Annotated in this window: 21 protein-coding genes and 1 other RNA gene; 17 read left to right on the top strand and 5 right to left on the bottom strand. The window is 69.7% G+C overall.

Annotated elements, in window-relative coordinates; genetic code table 11:
* The first annotated feature begins 11 nt into the window (after nucleotides 1–11).
* The 6 genes from ACODSY_RS15825 to ACODSY_RS15800 all read left to right on the top strand — a co-directional run bounded on the left by ACODSY_RS15825 (nucleotide 12) and on the right by ACODSY_RS15800 (nucleotide 5950).
* A complete protein-coding gene (locus ACODSY_RS15825) occupies nucleotides 12–1181 on the top strand; it encodes a pyridoxal-phosphate-dependent aminotransferase family protein (protein WP_488952728.1) in 1170 nt (389 codons plus the stop codon).
* Between the two features lie 78 nt (nucleotides 1182–1259).
* Nucleotides 1260–2690 (top strand): MFS transporter, encoded by a 1431-nt coding sequence (locus ACODSY_RS15820; protein ID WP_488952727.1) that lies wholly within the window; start codon nucleotides 1260–1262, stop codon nucleotides 2688–2690.
* Nucleotides 2691–2905: 215 nt separating this feature from the next.
* The gene (locus ACODSY_RS15815) at nucleotides 2906–3082 is read left to right on the top strand and encodes a Flp family type IVb pilin (protein ID WP_488952726.1); all 177 of its coding nucleotides are present in this window, start codon (nucleotides 2906–2908) and stop codon (nucleotides 3080–3082) included.
* A gap of 128 nt (nucleotides 3083–3210) precedes the next feature.
* On the top strand, nucleotides 3211–3726 hold the full coding sequence (locus ACODSY_RS15810) for an A24 family peptidase (protein ID WP_488952725.1): 516 nt from the start codon (nucleotides 3211–3213) through the stop codon (nucleotides 3724–3726).
* Nucleotides 3727–3728: 2 nt separating this feature from the next.
* Complete coding sequence (locus ACODSY_RS15805) at nucleotides 3729–5120, top strand: leucyl aminopeptidase family protein (RefSeq protein WP_488952724.1); 1392 nt, start codon at nucleotides 3729–3731, stop codon at nucleotides 5118–5120.
* Nucleotides 5117–5950, top strand: a complete 834-nt coding sequence (locus tag ACODSY_RS15800) for a C40 family peptidase (protein ID WP_488952723.1) — start codon at nucleotides 5117–5119, stop codon at nucleotides 5948–5950. The genes ACODSY_RS15805 and ACODSY_RS15800 overlap by 4 nt, the downstream gene beginning before the upstream one ends.
* 172 nt (nucleotides 5951–6122) lie before the next feature.
* Here ACODSY_RS15800 and ACODSY_RS15795 read toward each other — a convergent pair whose 3' ends face one another.
* Nucleotides 6123–6854 carry a c-type cytochrome gene (locus ACODSY_RS15795; RefSeq protein WP_488952722.1) on the bottom strand — a complete coding sequence of 244 codons (732 nt, stop codon included), beginning with the start codon at nucleotides 6852–6854 and terminating at the stop codon, nucleotides 6123–6125.
* A 135-nt stretch (nucleotides 6855–6989) separates the two neighbouring features.
* Between ACODSY_RS15795 and ACODSY_RS15790 the strand changes: the two genes are divergently transcribed.
* Nucleotides 6990–7730, top strand: a complete 741-nt coding sequence (locus ACODSY_RS15790) for a 3-deoxy-manno-octulosonate cytidylyltransferase (RefSeq protein ID WP_488952721.1) — start codon at nucleotides 6990–6992, stop codon at nucleotides 7728–7730.
* Complete coding sequence (locus ACODSY_RS15785) at nucleotides 7723–8565, top strand: prephenate dehydratase (protein ID WP_488952720.1); 843 nt, start codon at nucleotides 7723–7725, stop codon at nucleotides 8563–8565. The genes ACODSY_RS15790 and ACODSY_RS15785 overlap by 8 nt, the downstream gene beginning before the upstream one ends.
* On the opposite strand, the gene nudC is transcribed toward ACODSY_RS15785, so the two are convergent.
* Nucleotides 8562–9488, bottom strand: a complete 927-nt coding sequence (gene nudC / locus ACODSY_RS15780; protein ID WP_488952719.1) for an NAD(+) diphosphatase — start codon at nucleotides 9486–9488, stop codon at nucleotides 8562–8564. The genes ACODSY_RS15785 and nudC overlap by 4 nt on opposite strands.
* 168 nt (nucleotides 9489–9656) lie before the next feature.
* Between nudC and ACODSY_RS15775 the strand changes: the two genes are divergently transcribed.
* From ACODSY_RS15775 to ffs, 4 genes are all read left to right on the top strand, one after another.
* A complete protein-coding gene (locus tag ACODSY_RS15775; RefSeq protein ID WP_488952718.1) occupies nucleotides 9657–9950 on the top strand; it encodes a hypothetical protein in 294 nt (97 codons plus the stop codon).
* A gap of 10 nt (nucleotides 9951–9960) precedes the next feature.
* Nucleotides 9961–10218 carry a hypothetical protein gene (locus tag ACODSY_RS15770; RefSeq protein WP_488952717.1) on the top strand — a complete coding sequence of 86 codons (258 nt, stop codon included), beginning with the start codon at nucleotides 9961–9963 and terminating at the stop codon, nucleotides 10216–10218.
* Between the two features lie 90 nt (nucleotides 10219–10308).
* A complete protein-coding gene (yghU, locus tag ACODSY_RS15765) occupies nucleotides 10309–11193 on the top strand; it encodes a glutathione-dependent disulfide-bond oxidoreductase (protein WP_488952716.1) in 885 nt (294 codons plus the stop codon).
* Nucleotides 11194–11308: 115 nt separating this feature from the next.
* An RNA gene (ffs, locus tag ACODSY_RS15760) (signal recognition particle sRNA small type) lies at nucleotides 11309–11407 on the top strand.
* Between the two features lie 64 nt (nucleotides 11408–11471).
* Here ffs and ACODSY_RS15755 read toward each other — a convergent pair.
* Complete coding sequence (locus ACODSY_RS15755) at nucleotides 11472–11990, bottom strand: FxDxF family PEP-CTERM protein (RefSeq protein ID WP_488952715.1); 519 nt, start codon at nucleotides 11988–11990, stop codon at nucleotides 11472–11474.
* A 268-nt stretch (nucleotides 11991–12258) separates the two neighbouring features.
* On the opposite strand from ACODSY_RS15755, the gene ACODSY_RS15750 reads away from it, so the two are divergent.
* Genes ACODSY_RS15750 through recR form a run of 4 tightly spaced genes read left to right on the top strand, consistent with a single transcriptional unit; the run spans nucleotide 12259 to nucleotide 15407 of the window.
* Nucleotides 12259–14067 carry a DNA polymerase III subunit gamma/tau gene (locus ACODSY_RS15750; RefSeq protein WP_488952714.1) on the top strand — a complete coding sequence of 603 codons (1809 nt, stop codon included), beginning with the start codon at nucleotides 12259–12261 and terminating at the stop codon, nucleotides 14065–14067.
* 3 nt (nucleotides 14068–14070) lie between these two features.
* Complete coding sequence (locus ACODSY_RS15745) at nucleotides 14071–14397, top strand: YbaB/EbfC family nucleoid-associated protein (RefSeq protein ID WP_488952713.1); 327 nt, start codon at nucleotides 14071–14073, stop codon at nucleotides 14395–14397.
* Entirely contained in the window at nucleotides 14397–14804 is a 408-nt protein-coding gene (locus tag ACODSY_RS15740) for a nuclear transport factor 2 family protein (RefSeq protein WP_488952712.1), read from the top strand. The genes ACODSY_RS15745 and ACODSY_RS15740 overlap by 1 nt, the downstream gene beginning before the upstream one ends.
* Nucleotides 14805–15407 (top strand): recombination mediator RecR, encoded by a 603-nt coding sequence (recR, locus tag ACODSY_RS15735; protein ID WP_488952711.1) that lies wholly within the window; start codon nucleotides 14805–14807, stop codon nucleotides 15405–15407.
* Between the two features lie 216 nt (nucleotides 15408–15623).
* Here recR and ACODSY_RS15730 read toward each other — a convergent pair whose 3' ends face one another.
* Nucleotides 15624–15821 carry a hypothetical protein gene (locus ACODSY_RS15730; RefSeq protein ID WP_488952710.1) on the bottom strand — a complete coding sequence of 66 codons (198 nt, stop codon included), beginning with the start codon at nucleotides 15819–15821 and terminating at the stop codon, nucleotides 15624–15626.
* Nucleotides 15822–16009: 188 nt separating this feature from the next.
* Between ACODSY_RS15730 and ACODSY_RS15725 the strand changes: the two genes are divergently transcribed.
* Nucleotides 16010–16921, top strand: a complete 912-nt coding sequence (locus ACODSY_RS15725; protein WP_488952709.1) for a helix-turn-helix domain-containing protein — start codon at nucleotides 16010–16012, stop codon at nucleotides 16919–16921.
* Here ACODSY_RS15725 and ACODSY_RS15720 read toward each other — a convergent pair.
* Nucleotides 16918–18168 carry an MFS transporter gene (locus tag ACODSY_RS15720; protein WP_488952708.1) on the bottom strand — a complete coding sequence of 417 codons (1251 nt, stop codon included), beginning with the start codon at nucleotides 18166–18168 and terminating at the stop codon, nucleotides 16918–16920. The two genes, ACODSY_RS15725 and ACODSY_RS15720, sit on opposite strands and share 4 nt — an antisense overlap.
* Nucleotides 18169–18223 lie beyond the last annotated feature (55 nt).

Raw genomic sequence — 18223 nt, 5'->3', positions numbered from 1 at the left:
AGTTTCCACCGATGCAGAGCTTCCAACCGCCGCGCCGGATCCTGATGGGGCCGGGCCCCTCCGACGTGAGTCCCCGGGTCCTGGCGGCCCTCGCGCGGCCGACCATCGGCCACCTGGACCCCGAGTTCCAGGCGCTGATGGAGGACATCAAGGCGGCGCTGCAACGGCTGTTCAACGCGCCGGACCATGCGTGCGTCCCGCTGCCCGCGCCGGGCACCGCCGGCATGGAGGCGGCGATCATGAACCTGCTGGAGCCAGGCGACCGCTGCGTGGTGGCGGTGAACGGAGCGTTCGGCGGGCGGATGGCCGACATGGCGGGGCGCGCTGGGGCCATCGTCGTGACGGTCGACCACGAATGGGGCCAGCCGGTGGACGCGGCGCGGGTCGACGCGGCGCTCGGCGAGGCGCCGACGAAGGTGCTGGCGTTTGTCCATGCCGAGACCTCGACGGGCGTGCGCAGCGATGCGGCCACGCTCTGCGCCCTGGCGCGCCGGCACGGCGCCCTGTCGGTGGTGGACTGCGTGACCTCGCTGGGCGGGATCGTCGTGGACGCCGCCGCCTGGGACGCCGACGTCATCTATTCCGGGACTCAGAAATGCCTTTCGGCGCCCCCCGGCCTGTCGCCCATCGCGCTCAGCAAGCAGGCCCAGGCGGCCATCGCGGGCCGCAAGGAGAAGGTCCGGAACTGGCTGCTCGATTTCAACCTGCTGATGTCCTACTGGGGCGGCGAGGGTGGCCGCACCTATCACCACACGGCGCCGATCAATGCGCTGTACGGCCTGCACGAGTCCCTGGTGGTGATCTTCGAGGAAGGGGTGCAGGCGGCGACCGTGCGTCATGCGCGGATGCATGAGGCCCTGGTCGCAGGCCTGGAGGCGGCGGGCTTGAAGCTGCTGGTGGACGAAAAGCACCGGCTTCCGCAGCTCAACACCGTACTCGTCCCCGACGGCGTCGACGAGGCGGCGGTGCGGGCGCATGTGCTGAAGGCGTGGGATCTGGAGATCGGGGCCGGCCTTGGCCCGCTCAAGGGCAAGGTCTGGCGCATCGGCCTGATGGGCGCCTCGGCGACCCCGTGGCACGTGCGGCTCTGCCTGACGGCGCTCAGCGAGGCGCTGGCCGCGCAGGGCGTCGCGATCGATGCCGCCGCCGTGATCGCGGCGGCGGACGCGCGGCTCAAGTAACCATCGACAACCCATTCCCGCGGCGTACGGTGCGGCCCGTGAAGGCCGTCATCCAGAACGGCCATCGGGGATGCGATTTTGAAAGACGTCAGTGAAGCCGACACCCGTGGTTCGTCCACCGATGGACGGCTGACCCGGGGCGGCCTCGCCTGGTCGATCTTCGAGGGGGGCCGCGACCCCTTCGTCATCCTGATCACCATCTACATCTTCATGCCCTACGTGGCCGCCTCGATGGTGGGCGACCCCGTGAAGGGGCAGGAGATCATCAGCCACGCCCAACAGCTCGCGGGCTGGACGGTGATGGCCACGGCGCCCTTCATCGGCGCGTCGATCGACAAGCTGGGCCGGCGCAAGGGCTGGCTCGGCCTGATCGTAGGCCTGATGATCCCGCTCACAGCGGCGCTGTGGTGGGCCAAGCCCGACGGAACGGGCCTCTCGATCGGCACGACCATGTTGTTCGCCATGACCGTGCAGGTGCTGTTCGCCTACAACGAGATCTTCCACAATTCTCTGCTGGTGCGCGCGGCCGGACTTTCGGGCGCGCACAAGGCGTCGGGCCTGGCGCTGTCGCTGGGCAACCTGTTCTCGGTCATCGCCCTGGTGTTCACGGCCTGGGCCTTCGCCCTGCCGGGCAAGGTGGACTGGGGCTGGGTGCCCAGCGCCCCGCTGTTCGGCCTGGATCCCGCCGCCCATGAGCCCGAGCGGGTGGTGGCGTGGCTCGCGGCGGGTCTGCTGTTCTTCGGATCGATCCCGCTATTTCTCTGGACCCCGGACGCGCCGCGCACCGGGACACCGGTCCTGCGCGCCTTCGCTCAGGGCGCGCGCGAACTCTGGCGCATGCTGAAGACCATCACCCACTTCAAGGACGCGGCCGTCTACATCGGCTCGCGGATGTTCTTCGTGGACGGGATGAACGGCGTGCTGGTCTACGCTGGGGTCTATGCCGTGGGGGTGATGAAGTGGGGCGCGCTCGAGATGCTCGCCTACGGAATCCTGCTCAGCATCTTCGCCGTCGTCGGTGGCTTCGTCGCGCGCTGGCTGGACGAGGCCATCGGGCCGAAGAACGCCCTGCGCATCGAGATCTTCATGACCATGCTGGGCCTGACGGCGTTCCTGGGCATGCGGCCCGACCGGATCCTGTTCTTCTGGCCCTACGACGCCGGGGCGCACGGCCCGATCTGGAACGGGCCGGTCTTCACCCATTTGCCGGATCTGGTCTTCGTCCTGGTCGGCTTCGTGAATGCCGTCTTCATCACCGCCCAATACGCGTCGAGCCGCACCCTGCTGACGCGGATCACGCCGCCCGAGCAGACGGGGGCCTTCTTCGGGGTCTATGCCCTGTCGGGCGTCGCCACGGCCTGGCTCGCGCCGACCCTGGTCAATGTCGGCACCCGGGTCACGGGCACCCAGCAGGGCGGCTTCGCGACACTGCTGTTACTGCTGGCCGTTGGCCTGGTGGGGTTGGCGTTCGTGCGTGGCGGCAGCCGGGGCGCGGCCTACGGCCAGTAGGCTTGGCCTGATTTTCCTCGGGAACTACAAGCTTCAGCACAGTATGGTTTATCTGCGTAAACCATTAATGGCCGATAATGATGTAGATTTATTAGTCATCCGGATTCATGCGGCTTTAAACGCGGTGAGCGACCTTGGACGTGTTCTTAGGGGCGAGCAGGCAAGAGCTTGAGGCCCCAGCGTAGTCTGCTCGCTAACACCAAGGAGAGAGCTCAATGACCAAGTTCCTGACCCGCTTCGCGAAGGACGAATCCGGCGCGACCGCCATCGAATACGGCCTGATCGCCGCCCTGATCTCGGTCGTCATCGTGGGCGCCCTGACGCTCGTCGGCGGCAGCCTCCAGACGAAGTTCACCGAAATCCAGACTGCCCTGGACGAGGCCGGCACCTAAGCCGCCACGCAGTCGCACGCATCAGGCCCCCGGTGGAAACGCCGGGGGCCTTTTTCATTTCAAGCTTGGCTGCAACGCTCCGTTCACCCGCAGGTGGGCATAAGTATGCTAGAGAGGTTTTGTTTGCCATGATCGCGCTCATCGCCGCCGCCCTGGTGCTCTGTTTCCCGGCCCTCGTCCTGGCCGCCGCGGTGAGCGATGCGACCTCGTTCACGATCCCCAACTGGATGTCGCTGGCGCTGCTGGCGGTATTTCCGTTCGCCGCCCTGGCGACCGGCCTGCCGCTTCCGGCCATGGGACTCCACTTCGCGGTCGGCGGCGCCGTGTTGGCGGTCGGGATCGGTATGTTCGCGATGCGCTGGGTTGGTGGCGGTGACGCCAAGCTCCTCGCCGCGGTGTCGCTCTGGCTGGGCTGGTCCGCACTGCCGACTTTCCTGTTTGCCGCGGCGTTCACCGGCGGACTGGTGGCCCTGGGCCTCCTCGCCATGCGATCGAGCCGTCTGCGACCGCTAGTGGTCCTGGGGCCGCCCTGGATCAATCGGCTCGCCGACAAGGGCGAGGGCGTGCCCTATGGCGTCGCGATCGCCGCGGGCGCATTGCTGGCGCTTCCCAGCTCCCCGTTCGCCAAGGTGCTGGGCCTCTAGCCATGTCGGACGTGCTGCTCGAAACCTGGGACGGCTCGGCCACCCCCGTCCACGCCCTCACCGAGGCTGAAGCGACCGCCGCGCTCGAGGCCGACGCCTTCGTCGTCGGGCTGGCGCGCACCGTCGACTTCAAGGGCAAGGCGGGCCAGCTGCTGCTGGTCCCGGGCGCCGACGGCGGGCTCGACCGCGTGCTGTTCGGAGCCGGCGACAGCTGGACCACCTTCCGCGCCCTGCCGGCCAAGCTGCCGGCGGGCGTTTATCGCATTGCGCGCAGGCCCGACGCCGTGACCGCCGACCAGGCGGCCCTGGCCTTCGCCCTGGGGTCCTATCGGTTCGACCGCTACAAGAGCTCCAAGGGTAGCGGCGAACGGCCGCGCCTGCTGGCCGAGGGCGGCGACATCGCCGAGGTCCGCCAGGTGGCCCACGCCTGCGCCCTGGCGCGCGACATGGTCAACACGCCGGCCAACGACATGGGCCCGCTGCAGATCGAGACGATCGCACGCGAAATCGCCGAGCAGCACGGCGCCCAGATCACGGTGATCGAGGGCGAGGGGCTGCTGGAAGCCAATTACCCGGCCATCCATGCCGTGGGCCGCGCGGCCGACCCGGCCCGCGCGCCCCGCTTCATCGAGATCAGCTGGGGCCCCGATGGCAAGAATGGGGCGGGCAAGCCGCTGGTCTGCGTCGTCGGCAAGGGCGTGGTGTTCGACACCGGCGGCCTCGACATCAAGCCCTCGGCCGGCATGCGGCTGATGAAGAAGGACATGGGCGGCGCCGCCCACGCTCTGGCGCTGGGCCGGATGGTGATGGCCGCCAGGCTGCCGGTGCGGCTTTCGGTCCTGGTGCCGGTGGTCGAGAACGCCATCTCGGGCGACGCCATGCGCCCCGGTGACGTGCTGGCCTCGCGCAAAGGCCTGAGCATCGAGGTGGGCAATACCGACGCCGAGGGCCGGCTGATCCTGGCCGACGCGCTCACGCGGGCCTGCGAGCTGGAGCCGGCCCTGACCATCGACATGGCCACCCTGACGGGCGCCGCCCGCATCGCGCTGGGTCCTCAGCTGCCGCCGTTCTACACGGACGACGAAGAGCTCGCCGCTCAGATCGACTCGGCGGCCAGGGCGGAATCGGATCCTCTGTGGCGCATGCCGCTCTGGAAGCCCTACGCCGACGCGCTCGACAGCGACGTGGCCGAGATCAAGAACGACCCAGACGGCTGGGCCCAGGCGGGCTCGGTGACAGCGGCACTCTTTCTTCAGAAGTTCGCGCCCACATCTGCGTGGGTGCATCTCGATATCTTCGCCTGGAACCCACGCGCCCGTCCCGGATTCCCCGGTGGCGGCGAGGCCCAGGCCATCCGTGGTCTATACCGCATGATCCGCGAGCGTTTCGCATGAAGCATGATCCGCGCATCACGCCCTGGCGCGACGGCATTGCCGCCCGCAGCCTGGAAGGCGTGCTGGAAGCCGAGGTCTACCTCGATCCCAAGGCCATGGGCTGCATGACGCCTGCGTCCGCCATCCGCGCCGCCGCCTCGCACGACTCCGAACAGATGGACCAGATCCTGTTCGGCGAGCGCTTCGAGGTGCTGGAGGAGGAGGGCGAATGGCTGTTCGGCCAGGCGGCTCGCGACGGCTATGTGGGCTACGTGCACGCCTCGGCGCTGCAGCCGGCCGGCGCCATGCCGACGCATCGCGTGTCGGCCCTGCGCACCTACGCCTTCGCCGAGGCCAGCATCAAGGCGCGCGCCATCGGCCCGTATTCGATCAACAGCCTGGTCACGGTGGAAGCCGTCGAGGGCAAGCTGGCCAAGGTGGCGGGCGCGGGCTGGATGACCGCCGCGCACCTCTCGCCGATCGGCGAGTTCGAGGACGACTGGGCGGCGGTGGCCGAGCGCTTCGTCGGCACGCCCTACCTTTGGGGCGGACGCGAGAGCCTGGGCCTGGACTGCTCGGGCCTGATCCAGCAGGCGTTGTTCGCCTGCGCCCGGGCCTGCCCGCGCGATACCGATCAGCAACAGGCCCTGGGCGCGCCTATCGAGGCGGAGGCGTTCGGCCGGGGCGACCTGGTGTTCTGGAAGGGCCACGTGGCCATGGGGATCGGCGAGGGGCGCATCGTCCACGCCAACGGCCACCACATGGCGACCGTGATCGAGCCGCTCGCCGACGCCATCGCCCGCATCGACGCGGCGGGTTCAGGCCAGCCGACGGCCTACCGGCGGATTTAGCGCGTCCGTCTCCCCCTGCGGGAGAAGGTGGACGCGCAGCGGCCGGATGAGGGGTCGCCCCACGGCTCAGACCGAAACGAAGAAGGGCCGCCGGCTTGCGCCGTGCGACCCCTCATCCGTCAGCCGATGGCTGACACCTTCTCCCGCAAGGGAAGAAGGGGAGTGCGTGACCTTACTTCTTGGCCGGAGCCGCCGGAGCGGGCGTGGCGCCCGGGGCAGCGGGGGCTTGACCGGCCGGACCGCCGCCGGGAGCCGCCGGAGCGGCAGCCGGAGTCGCCGTGGGCTGGCCTTCGGCCGCGGGCGGAGCCGCCGCCCCATCAGCCGCGGGAGCCGCCGCAGCAGCGCCGGGCGCGCGCGACGGGTCGGGCGCGGGCACCGGCAGCGTACCGCCCTGCGAGCGCAGGTAGGCGATCAGGTTGACGCGGTCTTCCGACTTCTTGATGCCGACGAAGGTCATCTTGGTGCCGGGAATGTACTTCTGCGGGCCCTTGATGAACTCGTAGAGGTGGTCGTAGTCCCAGGCCGCCTGCTTGCCGCCGAATTCCGTCATGGCCGCCGAATAGGCGAAGCCGCCATGGCTGCCGGGCTTGCGGCCGACCACGCCCCAGAGATCCGGGCCGGTGCCGTTCGGTCCGCCCTGTTCGATCGAGTGGCAGGACTTGCACTTCGCGAAGCTGGCCTCGCCCGCCTTCACATCGGCCGTCGCCAGGACGGTGCCCCAGTCGGGCAGGGTGTCCGCGGCCGGGCCGGCTTCACCGCCCTCTTCGGCGACCTCCACCACATAACCGGCCTTGGCCGGATGCTCGGGCGTGAACACGCTGGCGGAAAGCTCACGAAGGCCGACGATGGCCAAGCCGGTCGCCAGCACCGCGCCGGCGATCTTGTTGAACGTCAGGTCGCTCATAGTCCCCTAGTCACGCCTCTCATCGGCCGTGGGGCAGGGCCCCCGGACGCGCGGGAATCCCGCCCCTTATTGCGTGCGGCTCTCTTACACGCTACCGGCGCTCGCGCAACGCCCAAGACGTCTCACCCCTCCGGCATGAACCCGATTGTCCTCATCCCCGCGCGTATGGCCGCGACCCGCCTGCCGGGGAAGCCCCTCGCCGACATCGCTGGCGTACCGATGATCGTGCGTGTGCTCCGCCAGGCGCAAGCTGCCGGCGTCGGTCCGGTGGCGGTGGCGGCGGGCGACCGCGAGATCGTCGAGACCGTGCAGGCGGCCGGCGGCCGCGCGGTGCTGACTGATCCGGATCTGCCATCGGGGTCCGACCGCATCCTGGCCGCGCTGCACGAGATCGATCCGGCCGGCGCGCACGACGTCGTGGTGAACCTGCAGGGCGACATTCCCTTCCTGGCGCCCGAAGTCGTGAGGGCGGTCACCGACCTGCTGGCGCGTGAGCCGTCGTGCGACATCTCCACCGTGATGGTGGCCGAAGCCGACGAGGCCGAGCGGGCCAACCCGGACATCCCGAAGGTGGTCGCGGCGATGTCGCCCGATGGCCGCACGGCGCGGGCGCTCTATTTCACGCGCTCGGTGCTCTACGGCGATGGCCCGGTCTGGCTGCATCATGGCGTCTACGGCTATCGGCGTGCGGCGCTCGAGCGCTTCACCGCCGCGCCGCCGTCGCCGCTGGAACGCCGCGAGCGGCTGGAACAGCTTCGCGCCCTGGAGCTCGGCATGCAGATCTGGGCCGCCGTGATCGACGAGGCGCCCATCTCCGTCGACAACCCTTCCGATCTCGAACGGGCGCGCGCCCACGCAAGGACACTCAATGACTAGAGGACGCATCGCCTTCCAGGGCGAACTTGGCGCCAACAGCCATGAGGCCTGCACCGCCGCGTTTCCGGAGATGGAGCCCGTGCCGCACGCCACCTTCGAGGAGGCGTTCGAGGCGGTCCGATCCGGCGATTGCCAACTGGGCATGATCCCGGTCGAGAACTCGATCGCCGGCCGCGTCGCCGACGTGCACCATCTGCTGCCGTCGTCTGGCCTGAAGATCATCGGCGAGCGGTTCAAGCCGATCCATTTCCAGCTCATGGCGAACCCCGGCGTGAGGCTGGAACAGGTGAAGACCGCTCTCTCCATGCCGATCGCCCTGGGTCAGTGCCGCAAGACGCTGCGCCGCATGGGCCTGAAGACCGAGGCCACCGGCGACACCGCGGGCGCCGCCAAGCTGCTGTCCGAGCATCCCGATCCGACCAAGGCGGCACTGTCGCCCGCCCTCGCCGCGCAGATCTACGGCCTGGAGATCCTGGCGCGCGACATGGAGGACGAGCACAACAACACGACGCGCTTCCTGGTCATGACAGCCGAGAAGACCCCGCCGCCGCCGCCCTTCACCACGCCCTGCGTGACCAGCTTCATCTTCCGGGTGAAGAACCTCCCGGCGGCGCTCTACAAGGCCCTGGGCGGGTTCGCGACCAACGGCGTCAACATGACCAAGCTCGAGAGCTACATGGAGAACGGCGCCTTCACGGCCACCTTCTTCTATTCCGAGGTCGACGGGCGCCCCGAAGATATCGGCCTGGCGCGCGCCTTCGACGAACTGGCGTTCTTCTCGGAGCGGTTCGAGATCCTGGGGGTCTACCCCGCGGACCCGTTCCGCAGCCGCTAGCCCTCCTCGGCCCAGGCCTTGAGCAGCTGGTGGGCGATGGCCATCGGCTGGGGGCAGAACACGCCCTCGATCTCGCCGCGGATCAGCTGGCGGGCCTCCTCGCGGGTGAACCAGCGGACCTCGGACAGTTCGGTCTGGTCGGGCGTGCCTTCGTCGTCCTCCACCTCGGCGATCAGCCCGATCATCAGGGATGACGGATAGGGCCAGGGCTGGGTGGAGTGGTAGCGCACGTTGCGGGTGCGCAGGCCGGCCTCTTCCGCCAGCTCGCGGGCGCAGGCCTCCTCGATGCTCTCGCCGGGCTCCAGGAAGCCGGCCAGGGCCGAGAACATGCCCTTGGGCCAGATCTCCTGGCGGCCGAGCATGCAGCGGTCGCCGTGGTAGGCCAGCATGATCACGACAGGATCGGTGCGGGGAAAATGCTCGGCTTCGCAGGCGGGGCACTGGCGCTTCCAGCCGCCTTCCCGGGGCTCGGAGGGCTGGCCGCAGACCGCGCAGTACTGGTGGCGTCGGCGCCATTCGAACATCGACTTGGCGGTGGCGAGGATGCCGGCGTCGGGCGCCGGCAGGCGCAGCGCGATCTGGCGCAGATCCATGAACTCGCCCAGGCCCTGCAGCGGCCCCTGGGTCGGGTCGCCCGAGCCCTCCATGTCGACGGCGAAAATGGCCGTCTCCTGCCAGAGGCCCATGAACAGCAGGCGCTCGTTGCCCCCCGCCAGTTCGCCCGCCAGCTTGGCCGGCAGGTAAGCGATCTGGACCCCGCCGTCCTTGGTCTTCTCGGCCAGGGGCTTGCCGTTCCACAGCGCGAGCCCCAGCGAGTCCGACGAGGCCAACTGTTCGGCCAGCCAGGCGGTGTCGCCGCGTCGGTCGCTGGCCCGGTTCAGCGGATTGCCGGCGAAAGTGTTCTGGAAGAAGGAGAGCGCCATGGCCGACTATCTAGGGCGACCGCGCACCGCCGTCGAGGCGTCGCCTTAGGAGCGGAAGGGGGCCGCGCGCCCTCTTGAAAGCTCTCGCGTCGTTTCCAAATCATCGCGCGCGCCGGTCTGCTCCGCGGCCGGCGTGTGGAGAAAGGACAGCTATTCAGGAGAGTTCAGATGAGGCTCGCGACCTCTGAACATGCGATCCAGCAGCAAGGACTGGCGGCGGCGATGGACCGCTGCCTCAGGCCCGCGCCGGGCTACATCAGCCCGGACGACGTGCTCAAGGATCCCCATCTCGACCACACTGAAAAACGGGCGATCCTGTCGTCGTGGGCGTCGGACGCGTCGGCGGTAAAGGACCAGCCTACCTTGCGTTGGTTGCTGGGAACGCCGGAGCCTGTTCCGCTTTTCGAGGTCCGCGATGCGCTGCGACGCCTGGACTGGGCCCAGCGGTTCACGGCCCAGTAGGAGCGTCCCCATGCGGATCATCGAAGTCGCGCCGCTCGACGGCGGCTGGCGCGTGAGCGTCGACGGGGTGGCGGGCGACATGGTCTTCACCAGGGGCGGGGCGGCCGAGACCGCGGCCCGGAAGCTGGCGGCCCGCCTGGGGCGCCATGGGGCCGCGAGCGAGCTGAGGATCCGGCTGCGCGACGGTTCGATGGCGGGGCGATTCATCTGGCCGGCCGAGCCGCCGGCCCCCGCCGCGGCCTCGTCCAGGCCGTCCATCGCCGCCTGACCCCTGCGCGGCTCTGGCCAAACGCGATCCGGCGCCCCACATCGAAGCGGCGCCGGGTCGCGAGCGCCCACGAAAGCCAGGGAGAGAAGAATGTCCGAGCCGCCTCCGAACCAACCCGCGGGCTATGTTCCGCCCAAGGTCTGGCAATGGAACAAGGAGAGTGGCGGCCGCTTCGCCGCGATCAACCGCCCGATCGCCGGCCCGACGCACGAGAAGGAGCTGCCGATCGGCAAGCATCCGCTCCAGCTCTATTCGCTCGGCACGCCGAATGGCGTGAAGGTCACGATCCTGCTGGAGGAGTTGCTGGCCCTGGGCCACAAGGGCGCGGAATACGACGCGTGGCTCATCAACATCGGTCAGGGCGATCAGTTCGGCTCGGGCTTCGTGGACGTGAACCCGAATTCCAAGATCCCGGCTCTGGTGGACCGCAGCGGCCCGACGCCCATCCGGGTCTTCGAGAGCGGCGCGATCCTGATCCACCTCGCCGAGAAGTTCGGTGACTTCCTGCCCACCGAGCCGGCGAAGCGCGCCGAGGTCATGTCGTGGGTGATGTGGCTGATGGGCAGCGCGCCGTTCCTCGGCGGCGGCTTCGGCCACTTCTACGCCTATGCGCCCTTCAAGATCGAATACGCCATCGACCGCTACGCCATGGAGGTGAAGCGCCAGCTGGACGTGCTGGATCGCCGGCTGGGCGAGAGCGAATACCTGGGCGGGAGCGAGTACACGATCGCCGACATCATTACCTGGCCCTGGTACGGCCTGCTGGCCAAGGGCGGCGCCTACGAGGCCGGCGAGTTCCTGGACGTGAAAAGCTACACGAACGTCCAGCGCTGGACCGACCAGATCGGCCAGCGGCCGGCGGTGAAGCGCGGCCGGATCGTCAACCGGGCCCAGGGCCAGCCGGCGCTGCTGGAGCGCCACGACGCCAGCGACATCGACAAGGCCCTGGCCGAGGCCGCGGCCGCGAAGGTCTGAGACAAAGGGAGCCCCGGTCGCCGGGGCTCCCTCCGCCTAGGCGGCGAGCCGGTCCGCCACGTGCGCGACACACCGGCCCCTTGCCCTGGGGCTGCCGATCCGCCATATGCCGCCGCGGAGATCGGCGGCGGACGAGCGCCCCGCCAACCTGGTCAGGTCCGGAAGGAAGCAGCCACAACGGGTCACGCTTCGGGTTGTCGTCCGGTCTCCACCCTCCACCACATCGCGATCCAGCCGGCGCAGCGCCTTGACCCGGGGCCGTGACGCTGCGCCAGGGGTCATGCCGCGGCCTTGACCCGGTTGCGCTGACGCAGCACCGCGCCGGCGCAGCCGAACCCGCCGATCATCAGGGCCCAGCTCGTCGGTTCGGGAACCGGGGCGAGGGGCATGAAGGTGATGACGCCGCTGTACGCCGCGTTGCCGCCGCCGACGCCCGTCAGGACCAGCCGTTGCTGCGAGTCCTTGGTCACGGTGACGCCGTTCAGGAAGTTGAACTCGTTCCAACCCGCCGAGCCCGAGTCGAAGGCGGCGCCGTTGAAGGCGATGTTCGACCACGTGATGTTCTGGCTGCCGCCGCTCATCGTCGACGTGATGACGAAGTCGGCGCGCCCGGTCGGCATGCTGAAGTCGAACGTGTCGGTGAAGTTGGTGTCCGTGATGCCCGTGTTGCCGAAGGTGATGGTGAAGCCGCCGTCCGAGCCGACGGGGCCGTAGTTGATATAGGTCGCCGCCGCGGCGGCCGACGCCGAGAAGGCGACGGCGATCGAGGCTGCGATGGAACAGGCAAGCCGTTTCATACTGTTACTCCAAATGGTGGGCTTCGGCCGCGCGCCACCGCTCTTCGCCGCTCGCGGGCGGGCGGAGGAGGGCGGTGATGTGGGCTGACCGCCCGTGACGCCGGAAAATGCCTCGGCGGCGCGCAGGAGTCCAGTAATTATGAAACAAGTACTAATAAGTCAATTCTGTAAATATACCGACGTGCGGCGAACGCGGTCAGCGGCGCTTTCCGGGCTGGGCCCGGCTTTCCCCTTCCCCCGCACCGGGGCGTCCCGTTAGATGGTCGCCATGGGTGACGACGACCTCACGCGCGACGATTCTCCGCCCGAGCGCGACCCCAACACGGGCGACATGTTCGGCGGTGCGCCGCCGCCGCCGCCCAAGCCGGCCGATGACGAAGGCGCGGCCTATACCGTCATCGCGCGGAAGTACCGGCCGCGGTCGTTCGAGGACCTCTATGGCCAGGAGGCCATGGTCCGCACCCTGCGCAACGCCTTCGCCACGGGCCGGATCGCGCACGCCTTCATGCTCACCGGCGTGCGGGGCGTGGGCAAGACCACCACGGCGCGCCTGCTCGCCCGCGCCCTGAACTACGAAACCGCCACGGTCCACGAGCCGTCTTTGGACCTGCGGGAAGAGGGCCTCCACTGCCGCGCCATCATCGAGGGCCGGCACATGGACGTCCTGGAGCTGGACGCCGCCAGCCGCACCGGCGTGAACGACATCCGCGAGCTGCTGGACGGCGTGCGGTATGCGCCGGTCGAGGCCCGCTACAAGGTCTACATCATCGATGAGGTCCACATGCTGTCGACCGGGGCGTTCAACGCGCTCCTGAAGACGCTGGAGGAGCCGCCGCCGCACGCCAAGTTCATCTTCGCGACCACCGAGATCCGCAAGGTGCCGGTGACCATCCTCTCGCGCACCCAGCGGTTCGACCTGCGCCGGGTGGAGCCCGAGGTGCTGGTCAAGAACCTGGAGATGATCTGCGAGAACGAAGGCGCGCGCGTCGAGGCCGAGGGCCTGATGCTGATCGCCCGCGCCGCCGAGGGCTCGGTTCGCGACGGCCAGTCGATGCTGGACCAGGCGATCGTCCAGGCCGAGCCGGGCCAGACCGTCACCGCCGCTTCGATCCGCGACATGCTGGGCCTCGCCGACCGCGCCCAGACGATCACCCTGCTGGAACAGATCATGCGCGGCGAGGCCGGCGGGGCCATCGAGACCTTCCGCCAGCTCTATGGCTATGGCGCCAATCCCGACCAGGTCGTGATGGACCTCTTGGACCACACTCACGGCGCCTCGGTGGCCAAGGCCATTGGGCCCAACGCCCTGGTGATGCCCAAGGAACAGGCGCTGCGGCTGGCGGCCATCGGGGCGGCTGTGTCGGCCGGGACTCTGTCGCGGATCTGGCAGCTCACGCTCAAGGCCTACGACGAGGTGCGGCGCGCGCCCGACGCGGCGGCGGCGGTCGACATGGCGCTGATCCGGCTCGCCTACGCCGCCGACCTGCCCGGCCCCGAGGAGGCGCTCAGGCGGCTCCAGGCCGGCGAGAACCCGGCCGGCGGCCAGGGTCCAGGCGGTGGCGGCCCCGGCGGTGGCGGTGGCGGCGGAGCTCGCGCGAGCGTCGCCACCAATGCGGTCGCCCGTCAGCAGCTTGCGCCGGGCCAGCCGTCGACCGAGCCGGTGGCCAACCTGCAGACCTTCGAGGATATGCTGGCGCTGATCGACCGGCGCCGCGACATCCGGCTCAAGCTGGACGTGGAACGATTCATCCGGCCGATCAACTTCCGGCCCGGCGCCATCACCTACGAACCGGCGCCTGGCGCGCCGAACGACCTGGCTCAGCGTCTGGTGATGCGGCTGAAGGAGTGGACCGGCGAGCGCTGGCTGATCGCGGCCGAGGGCGGCGGCGGGGCCGAGAGCCTATGGGAGAAACAAAAGCGCGAGGAGCGCGAGGTCCGCGCCGAGGTGGAGCAACACCCGTTCGTCCAGGGGGTCATGCAGGCCTTCCCCGGAACTGAGATCGTGGGCATACGCCACCTCAAGCAACCCGAGCCGGCCGAAGCGCCGCCTCCCGAAGACGATGGTGACGAGGACTAAGGGATGAAAGACCTGGGTTCGATCATGAAGCAGGCCCAGGCCATGCAGCAGCGCATGGCCGAGGCCCAGGAGAAGATCCAGGCGCTGGAGGTCGAGGGCACGTCCGGCGGCGGCATGGTCAAGCTGGTGCTCAAGGGTACGGGCGAGCTCGCGCGCGTCGACCTGGACGAGAGCCTGATGGCGCCCGGCGAAGGCGAGGTGGTGTCCGACCTGATCATCGCCGCCCACGCCGACGCCAAGCGCAAGCTGGATGAAAAACAGGCCGAGGTCATGCGCGAGGCGGCCGGTCCGCTGGCGGGCATGAACATTCCGGGGATGCCGAAGTTCTGATGCTCATCACCGCCCTCCTGGCCGCTGCGGCGGTGGCGCTGCCGGCCGATCTCGCCAAGGCCGCGCACGACTACGACGAGGCCCAGGCGCACAGCGACAAGGCGGCGCTGGAGCGGCTGCTGGCCGATGACTACGTGCTGCACAACTCGGGCGGTCAGCGGCAGGACAAGACCAGTTTCATCGCCGACCAGATCGCCCCCGGCTACAAGCTGGAGCCCTTCGTGGTCGAGGATAAGGTCGAGAAGGTGATGGGCGACGCGGCTCTCCTGGGCGGGGTGGCGCGCGCCAAGGGCACGGCCGGCGGCGAAGCGTTCGACGTGAAGCTGCGCTTCGTCGACATCTGGCAGAAGCGGAACGGCCGCTGGGTCGTGGTGATGAGCCAGGCCACGCGGGTTCCGAAGGGCTAAGTGGCCGCCTCCGCCGGACCCGAGATCGAGCGCCTGATCGGCCTGCTGTCGAAGCTGCCGGGGCTTGGGCCGCGGTCGGCGCGGCGCGCGGCGCTGGCCTTGCTGAAGCGGCGCGACCAACTGCTGCTGCCGTTGTCGGATGCGCTTTCGGAAGCGGCGGCCCGGGTGAAGACCTGCCAGGTCTGCGGTTCGCTCGACACCCAGGACCCCTGCGCCATCTGCGCCGACAACGCCCGCGACGCCTCGCTGATCTGCGTGGTCGAGGAGGTGGGCGCGCTCTGGGCCATGGAGCGGGCCGGCGCCTTCCGCGGCCGCTACCACGTACTGGGCGGGCTGTTGTCGGCGCTGGACGGCGTGGGGCCGGACGCCTTGCGCGTCGGGCCGCTGGTGAGCCGGGCCTCGGACGAGGGGGTGCGCGAGGTGATCCTGGCGCTGCCGGCCACCGTCGACGGCCAGACCACCGCGCACTATCTGGCCGACCGCCTGGCCAATGCTGACGTCAGCGTCACCATGCTGGCCCGGGGCGTGCCGGTGGGCGGCGAACTGGACTGGCTGGACGACGGCACCATCGCCCAGGCCATGCGGGCCAGGCGGCCGGCCTGAGGCCACGAACGACAACTCCGCGTCCGCCCCCGGCCGTGAGGAAGGCCGAGGACGGCGCGGAGCGCCAGCACCCCATCGGGGTCTAAGCGGGACCAGGAGAGGTCTCTGGTCGCCGCGGCGCCGAGTTCCGCGGGAGACGGTTCGGCGCGAGCCAGGGCCTATGCGGTGCGACGTGCATGGGAGTGTCGGCGCACCACCGCCTGGCTCATTGCCCAGTCACCGGGCGATCACTTGATCGCCCTGAAGAACGCCGCCCCCGCTTCCGGGCATGCAGGGGCGTTCGAGATGGTCGCTGCGGCAGGCGGTGACGCCGCCCGCCGTCGTGGTCAGGCTGTGCGATGGGCCGTTCAGGGCGATGAGCGAGACGCCGGCCAGCGTCGCCACCGCATAGAAGATGTGCTGGGCCACTCGCATGGCTTCCTCCTGCGCCACGGTCTTCGCCGCGTTTCGTCGACCAACACGCTAGGGCCGCGCCCATGCCTCGCCCAGGTGCAGCGAACGACGCCGAAAGACGCAACCGTGGCGCCTCGTGCTGAACCGTCCGTGCAACCCGGTGCGCAACGGTTGCAGGAGGGGGTTGCATTGTGGAACAATGTTCGTCGATGATGTTATCCGCGCAGTTCCATGAGAAGCTGACGCTGGTGCTCAAGGCGCTTTCGATGAGCCGTGGGCGCCTGGCGGCTGAGCTCGGCGTGGACAAGTCTCTCGTCGGCCGGTGGGCCTCGGGGGCCGTCAGCCCCTCGGCGCACAGCCTCGAAAACCTCACCCGCCTGATCTCGCAGCATCGGCCCGGCTTCACCATGCTGGACTGGGACCGGGACCTGCCGGGCCTGGCGGGCCTGCTGGGCGTGGCGGCGGCGGTGAACGGCCATGGGGTCGCGGGGGTGCACGACGCGCCCGACGCCCTGCCGCTGCCGGTGCTGGAGATGTCGCGCCTGACCACCGAGCGGCGCGGCCATGCCTACGAGGGCTTCTGGCGCACGACGCGGCCGTCCGTGATGATGCCAGGCCGCTTCTTCCACGACCACGGCATGATCCGCCGCCACGAGAACGGGCTGCTGCAGTTCAAGGTCGGCGGCGCGGGCCTGCTCTTCGACGGGTGGTTGCTGCCGGCCGAGGGCCAGCTCTTCGCCATCCTGTTCGACACCGTAGGGCAGACCCCGATCTTCGTGATCTGGAACGGGGTGCCCCTGTCGAAAGCCTCGTTCCTGGACGGGATCGTCATGGCGGCGGCGCTGAACGCCGCGCGCACGCCCTCGGCCTACCCCATCGTGATGGAGCGGATCGACGACCTCAGCGGCGACCGCGCGGCGGATGACGCCCGGTGCGAGGAACTGCTCAGCCGAGACCCTCTGGCCGCCGAGGACAGCATCCCCGACAGCCTTCGCCACCACCTGATCCGCGACATCGGTCCTGCCGCCGCGGCGCAGGGTCTGGGCGACATGTTCCTGCTGGCGCCGATCACCTCGACCTTGTCGCGCGGCGAGACCATCGGCGGCCGGCTGGTCGGCTAGCCTGCCTTTGCCGCGGCCCAGTCGATCGGCGCGATCTTCCGGATCACCATCGCCCAACCCACCACGCCCAGCAGGACGATGCCGGCGGTCAGGGCGAAAGCGCCCCCAAACCCGCCGGTGCGGTCGACGATCATCCCGGTGACCACGGGCCCCAGGATGCCGGCGAAGTTGCCCAGTCCGTTCTGGACCCCGATCCACTTCCCGGCGGCCTGGGGTCCGGCCAGGGTCTGGGCGGTGGCGTAGATGTGCGGACCGACGGCCCCGAACGCCATGCCGACGACGAACAGGCCGACCAGCGCCAAGGTGGGTGGAGCGACCGCGCAGACGAGGAAGCCGGAGGCCCCGACCGCGTGGCAAGCGACGAAGAAGGTCTTCCGCACCCGGGTCGGTGCGCCGCCGGCCTGGATCCAGCGGTCCGAGACCCAGCCGCCCGCGAAGGACGAGGCGGCGTACAGCAGGTAGAGCGCCCCGCCGACCGTGGCCATGTGCTCGAGGGAATAGCCGTGCACCTGCACTAGGTAGAGCGGCACCCAGGAGACGAGGAAGTAGAAGCCGTAGTTGGTGCAGAAATGACCGACGCTGGCGCCCCAGGCCTCGGGCCGGCGCAGGATGTCGGCGAACGAGGGTCCTGGCGCAACGTCGGCCGTGCGTCCGCCACGCGGGAGCGTGCGGGTCGCGACGATCCAGGGAACCAGCCAGATCAGCGAGACGGCGCCGAAGAGGATGAAGGCGCCGCGCCATCCGACGTGCGCCATCAGCAGGCCGCCGAAGAAGACCCCCACGGCGGGCCCGAGGGAGAGGCCGGCGACGACGAGGCCGTTCGCGGCGCCCAACCGCTCGGGCGGCACGTGGCGGGCGATCAGGCTGGAGCTGCAGGGCAGGGCGGCGCTCTCGCCGAGCCCCAGGACCAGGCGCAGCAGCAACAGCGTTGCGAACGCCCCGGCGAAGCCGCTGAGCAGGGTCGCCGCCGACCAGACGATCAGTCCCGCGGCCAGCAGGCGGTACGCGTCGAAGCGGTCGGCCAGCCAGCCCGCCAGCACGAGGCCCGGCGTATAGGTCCAGAAGAACGCCGAAAGCAGCAGCCCGACATCGGTGGCGCCCAGTCCGAGCTCGCCTTTCAGCAGCGGCGCCGCCGTGGCGAGGTTGCCGCGGTCCACGTAATTGGCGAACACCGCCAACGCGAGCAGCGGGACCACCCACGGGCCAATGCCCGGGCGCGCAGGCGTCGCGGCGGCCCCCGTCGTCATCGTGCATCCCCTGCGCCCTCTGCCGGGGCGATGGCCGGCAAGCTGGCACGGATCG

The sequence above is a fragment of the Phenylobacterium sp. FG114 genome (assembly GCF_057809855.1).
The sequence above is the reverse complement of the archived record's forward strand: the minus strand, read 5'-3'. Positions and strand labels throughout refer to the sequence as shown.

Bases quoted from the DNA above. Each gene is read 5' to 3' on its own strand.
- ACODSY_RS15825 (WP_488952728.1), top strand. From the start codon at position 12: ATGCAGAGCTTCCAACCGCCGCGCCGGATCCTGATGGGGCCGGGCCCC.
- ACODSY_RS15815 (WP_488952726.1), top strand. From the start codon at position 2,906: ATGACCAAGTTCCTGACCCGCTTCGCGAAGGACGAATCCGGCGCGACC.
- ACODSY_RS15810 (WP_488952725.1), top strand. From the start codon at position 3,211: ATGATCGCGCTCATCGCCGCCGCCCTGGTGCTCTGTTTCCCGGCCCTC.
- ACODSY_RS15805 (WP_488952724.1), top strand. From the start codon at position 3,729: ATGTCGGACGTGCTGCTCGAAACCTGGGACGGCTCGGCCACCCCCGTC.
- ACODSY_RS15800 (WP_488952723.1), top strand. From the start codon at position 5,117: ATGAAGCATGATCCGCGCATCACGCCCTGGCGCGACGGCATTGCCGCC.
- ACODSY_RS15795 (WP_488952722.1), bottom strand. From the start codon at position 6,854: ATGAGCGACCTGACGTTCAACAAGATCGCCGGCGCGGTGCTGGCGACC.
- ACODSY_RS15790 (WP_488952721.1), top strand. From the start codon at position 6,990: ATGAACCCGATTGTCCTCATCCCCGCGCGTATGGCCGCGACCCGCCTG.
- ACODSY_RS15785 (WP_488952720.1), top strand. From the start codon at position 7,723: ATGACTAGAGGACGCATCGCCTTCCAGGGCGAACTTGGCGCCAACAGC.
- nudC (WP_488952719.1), bottom strand. From the start codon at position 9,488: ATGGCGCTCTCCTTCTTCCAGAACACTTTCGCCGGCAATCCGCTGAAC.
- ACODSY_RS15775 (WP_488952718.1), top strand. From the start codon at position 9,657: ATGAGGCTCGCGACCTCTGAACATGCGATCCAGCAGCAAGGACTGGCG.
- ACODSY_RS15770 (WP_488952717.1), top strand. From the start codon at position 9,961: ATGCGGATCATCGAAGTCGCGCCGCTCGACGGCGGCTGGCGCGTGAGC.
- yghU (WP_488952716.1), top strand. From the start codon at position 10,309: ATGTCCGAGCCGCCTCCGAACCAACCCGCGGGCTATGTTCCGCCCAAG.
- ACODSY_RS15755 (WP_488952715.1), bottom strand. From the start codon at position 11,990: ATGAAACGGCTTGCCTGTTCCATCGCAGCCTCGATCGCCGTCGCCTTC.
- ACODSY_RS15750 (WP_488952714.1), top strand. From the start codon at position 12,259: ATGGGTGACGACGACCTCACGCGCGACGATTCTCCGCCCGAGCGCGAC.
- ACODSY_RS15745 (WP_488952713.1), top strand. From the start codon at position 14,071: ATGAAAGACCTGGGTTCGATCATGAAGCAGGCCCAGGCCATGCAGCAG.
- ACODSY_RS15740 (WP_488952712.1), top strand. From the start codon at position 14,397: ATGCTCATCACCGCCCTCCTGGCCGCTGCGGCGGTGGCGCTGCCGGCC.
- ACODSY_RS15730 (WP_488952710.1), bottom strand. From the start codon at position 15,821: ATGCGAGTGGCCCAGCACATCTTCTATGCGGTGGCGACGCTGGCCGGC.
- ACODSY_RS15725 (WP_488952709.1), top strand. From the start codon at position 16,010: ATGATGTTATCCGCGCAGTTCCATGAGAAGCTGACGCTGGTGCTCAAG.
- ACODSY_RS15720 (WP_488952708.1), bottom strand. From the start codon at position 18,168: ATGACGACGGGGGCCGCCGCGACGCCTGCGCGCCCGGGCATTGGCCCG.